This window comes from Gaetbulibacter jejuensis (assembly GCF_039524015.1).
Classification (GTDB): Bacteria; Bacteroidota; Bacteroidia; order Flavobacteriales; family Flavobacteriaceae; genus Gaetbulibacter_B; species Gaetbulibacter_B jejuensis.
In genome coordinates this window covers 1-5,128 of sequence record NZ_BAAAGF010000008.1, presented here as the reverse complement: position 1 = coordinate 5,128, position 5,128 = coordinate 1, and the positions used below count along the sequence as shown (strand labels likewise).

The following is a 5,128-nucleotide window of genomic DNA, read 5'->3' as shown; positions in this document are numbered from 1 at the left end:
AGACCTAGAAGTTTGCGATGATGACAGCAATGATGGATTTGAGGATTTTGATTTAACGGTTCAAGATTTAGGTATTTTAGGCGCACAACCTTCTACAGATTTTGTAGTGACGTATTACACAAGTTTTGCTGATGCCGATTCAGGGGCTAATGCATTAGTGAGTCCTTACACCAATACCGTTAACCCACAACCTATCTATGTACGAGTAGAGAGTGCAGGCGATTCCAGTTGCTACATAGCCTCACCACTTCCGGTGTTCAATTTAGTAGTTAACTATAGAGCCATAGCAACAGAGCCATCAGATATGGTAGTTTGCGATGACGCTTCCAATGATGGCGTAGCTCAGTTTGATTTAACCACACAAGACGCTACTATATTAGGTGGTCAAGACCCATTGGTTTATACAGTAACCTATTACGAGACCCAAGCAGATGCAGAAGCACCAATGAATGCTATAGCAAACCCAGCAACCTATACCAATACAGGTAACCCACAGACGATACATGTAAGAGTAGAAGATGCTACCACACCAGACTGTTATGGATACACAAGCTTTGAGCTTATCGTTAACCCATTACCAGAAGTATTGGTGCCAACACCATTAGAAGTTTGTGATGACGATGCCGATGGTTTTGCAGCATTTACACTAACAGATAAGAATGCAGAGATACTTAACGGACAAACAGGTGTTAACGTCACTTACTATGAAACCCAAGCCGATGCAGACAATGCTACCAATGAGATTTTCTCACCATACACTAACATTGTCATCAACACGCAAACGGTATACGTACGTTTAGAAGATGCAACAACAGGATGCTATAATACTACGACATTAGAGCTAGTGGTTAACCCACTACCAGTAGCAGTAGCACCAACACCATTGGAAGTCTGCGATGATGATAACGATGGTTTTGCAAGCTTTACCTTAACATTAAAAGACGCAGAAGTATTAGGTGGTCAAACTGGAATGACAGTGACTTATCATGAGACCCAGTCTGATGCAGACAATGGTGTCAATGCTCTATCAAGTCCATACAACAATATTGTACCAAACACCCAAACCGTTTATGTGCGTTTGGAAGATGACGCTTCAGGCTGCCATGACACAGTAGAGCTTACCCTATTGGTAAACCCATTACCAACCATAGGTACGATAACACCATACGAGTTGTGTGACTATAACAACCCAGGCGACGAGCAAGAAACATTTGACCTTACGACCAAAGATGCAGAAATCATCAATGGACAGGTTAATGTAGCGGTAAGCTATTACGAAACACAGGCAGATGCCGAAGCAGGAATCAATGCGATAACCGTACCATATATTAATCAAACCAATCCACAAACCCTATATGTGGCACTTACCAATACAATTACAAACTGTGCTTCAGTAAGTAGTTTTGAGTTGGTGGTCAACCCACTTCCAGCATTAGTAGTTCCTACACCATTGGAAGTTTGTGATGATAATGTACCAGACGGCATAACAGACATTGATCTTACTCTAAAGAATATAGAGATCAGTGGTAACAACCCGAACTACTCGGTAACGTATTACCCAACACAGTTAGATGCAGACAATGCTACTAACCCATTACCAATACCATACACAGGGTTTGATGGAGAAGTAGTGTATGTACGTGTTCAGGATATCAACACAGGATGTTATGCTACTACAACCTTAACGTTGGTAGTGGAACAAGCACCAGTAGCTAATGTGCCAACACCATTGGAGTACTGTGATCCTGATAGTGATGGTTTTGGAGTGTTCACCCTTACCGATGCAGATAATGAAATAACAGGAGGCGTTCCAGGACTTACAGTAACTTACCATGAGACTATGGCAGATGCCAATAATAATGTAAACCCATTAGCAAGTCCATACAATAACATTGTGGTAAACACGCAAACTGTTTACGCTAGAGTAGAAAGCGCTACCATAGCTACCGATTGTGCTACGATAGTAGATTTAGTATTGATAGTAAATCCAACCCCACAACTGGGAGCAGGACCAACACCATTACAAGTATGTGATGATGCCTCAGCCGATGGATTTGCACAGTTTGACCTTACTACTAAGGATGCAGAAGTACTTCAAAACCTAGCAGACCCAACACAGTATACAGTCACTTATCATGAAACAGAAGCTAATGCTGAAGCAGGAACAAACCCAATACTGAACCCAGCAGCCTATACAAACACAACAGCCTTCAACCAGACCCTATGGGTACGAGTAGAAGACAATAACAACGGATGTTATAAGCTTACAACATTAGAGCTTATCGTTAATGCATTACCAGTATTGGTACAACCATCACCATTGGAGTTATGTGATTATAACAACCCAGGCGATGAGCAAGAAGCCTTTACATTAGAAGATGCAGCCGATGAGATCTTGAATGGTCAAACAGGAATCAGCCTAACGTATTATGAGACCCAAGCCGATGCCGATTCAGGGAACAACCCAATCACAAGTCCATATACCAATACTGTAAACCCACAGACTATTTATGTAAGAGCAACCAATGATGTTACAGGCTGTGTGAGTACAATTACTTTAGATTTACGAGTAAACCCAATACCATCACCAGCAGTACCAACAGACTTAGAAGAATGTGATGTAGACAATGATGGCTTTGCAAGTTTTGATTTAGACAGTAGTACAGTAGAGATCATCAATGGTGAATTGGATATTACTGTGAGCTACCATGAGACTATGGCAGATGCTGAAAACGCACAAAACCCATTAGTAAGTCCTTACAGTAATATCGTACCAGATACACAAACCGTTTATGCAAGAGCAGAGAACACAATAACAGGATGCTTTACTATAGTACCATTGGTATTAAATGTATTACCATCACCAGTAGTTCCAACAAACATAGACGATTATGTTATCTGTGATACCAATACCGATGAGATTGCGCAGTTTGATTTAACCACCAAAGCAGCAGAGATATTAGGTACCCAAGACCCAGCAGATTTTGTACTGACCTACCATTTAACACAGGCAGATGCAGACTCAGGAAACAACCCAATAGCTAACACGACTAACTATAGTAACCAAATCAACCCACAGACCATTTACATACGCTTAGTAAGTGTAGCCAATGGCTGTGTAACTACAGGAGAGTTTGAAATACGTGTGGAGCTTCCACCAACAGCAATACAACCAACACCATTAGAGTTGTGTGATGATGAAGTGGCTGATGAGATTACAGTATTTGATCTTACCGTAAAGGACAGTGAAATTACAGGAGGAGAAGCAAGCTGGAGTGTGAGCTATTATGAAACCAATGTCGATGCACAGTCAGGAACCAACGCAGTAGACGCTACAGCCTATACCAATACATCGGTTAATGGCGCACCAGCTAACCCACAAACACTATATGTAGTTGTTACCGATACCGATACAGGCTGTGTGGATTACACAACGTTAACCATTAGAGTATTACCAAACCCAACTCCAAGTACAGATCCAGATAACCTAGAGTTATGTGATGACATCAATACAGGAGATGGACAAGAGGTATTTGATCTTACCGAAAACGAAGTATACATCATCAATGGAGAAGCAGGAGTAACAGCAAGCTACCATGAAACAGAAGAAGATGCAGAAGCAGGAGCCAATGCTATAGCAGACCCAACAATGTACACTAACATCCCAACCGATTACACAGCACAAACCATCTATGTGCGTGTGACTAATGATGTAACAGGATGTTATACTATAGTAACCTTTACGATAACCGTAAACCCATTACCAGATGTAGTAGCAGTAACGGACTTTATCATATGTGAAGACAATACCGATGGCTTTGCGCAGTTTGATTTAACCAGTAAAGATGCAGAAGTACTTAATGGTCAAGATCCAACCCTATTTACAGTAAGCTATCATGCTACACAAGCAGATGCTGATGATCTAATGAACGGATTGGTAAGTCCATATACCAATGTGATCAATCCACAACCAATCTATGTAGCTATTACCAATACAGTAACAGGATGTTCGATAAGCACACAAAGCTTTAACATAGAAGTTCAGGAAGCAGCAGAAGCCAATAGTGATATGGAGCCAATTCTATATGAGCTATGTGATGACAATATGGAGATAGATGGAGACCCAACTAACGACAGTGTACAGTTTGATCTATCAACATTAGATGAAGACGTACTAGATGGTCAAGACCCATTAAATTATACAGTAACGTACTATGCGAGTTTTGATGATGCAGACGCAGGAGTAAACCCATTACCTACACTTTATGAGAACATCACTAACCCACAGGTTATTTATGTAAGAGTAGATAATGATACCACACCAGACTCTATCTGTTATGATGTGACAGATCTGACCCTTCAGGTGAATCCGTTACCAGTATTTGATTTAGAAGACAGTTATATACTATGTGTGGATACTAATGGGACAGAAGTATTAGATCCTTTAGTATTAGATACAGGACTGACCACACCAGATTACAGTTTTACATGGTATCTTAACGGAACAGAAATCGCAGGCGCTACAGAAGGTAGTTATATGCCAATAGAAGGCGGAACTTATAGTGTAACTGTTGTGGACGAAGCAACATCAACAGAGACCAACTGTGAGAATACCGATGAGACTTTAGTTATAGAAAGTGCACCTCCAACCTTGGTAGCCGAAGTGACTACACAAGCTTTTTCAGAAAATCACGTTATAGAAGCAGAAGCAACAGGACCAGGAGAGTATGAATACAGTTTAGATAACGGTCCATGGCAAGACAGTGGTTTGTTTGAAGACGTTACCTCAGGAGAACATGTAGTAGTGGCAAGAGACAAGAATGGATGTGGACTGACAGCGTTGGAGATAACAGTGTTGGATTATCCAAAGTACTTTACACCAAATGGAGATGGATATCATGATACATGGAACATTATAGGATTTGCAGGTAGAGCTGACGTAAAAATTTATATCTTTGACAGGTTTGGAAAACTGTTGAAGCAAATATCTCCTTCGGGACAAGGATGGGATGGAACCTACAATGGAAACCCAATGCCATCAAGTGATTACTGGTTTGTAGTAGAGTACGACGAACCAATTGGTGGGCAGAGAAAAGAGTTTAAAGCTCACTTTACTTTGAAACGATAA

1 protein-coding gene is annotated in these 5,128 nt (G+C 40.9%); it reads left to right on the top strand.

Features of this window, described 5'->3' with window-relative positions:
- On the top strand, positions 1-5,128 hold a 5,128-nt coding region (locus tag ABD011_RS15690), incomplete at its 5' end, for a T9SS type B sorting domain-containing protein (protein ID WP_343799773.1).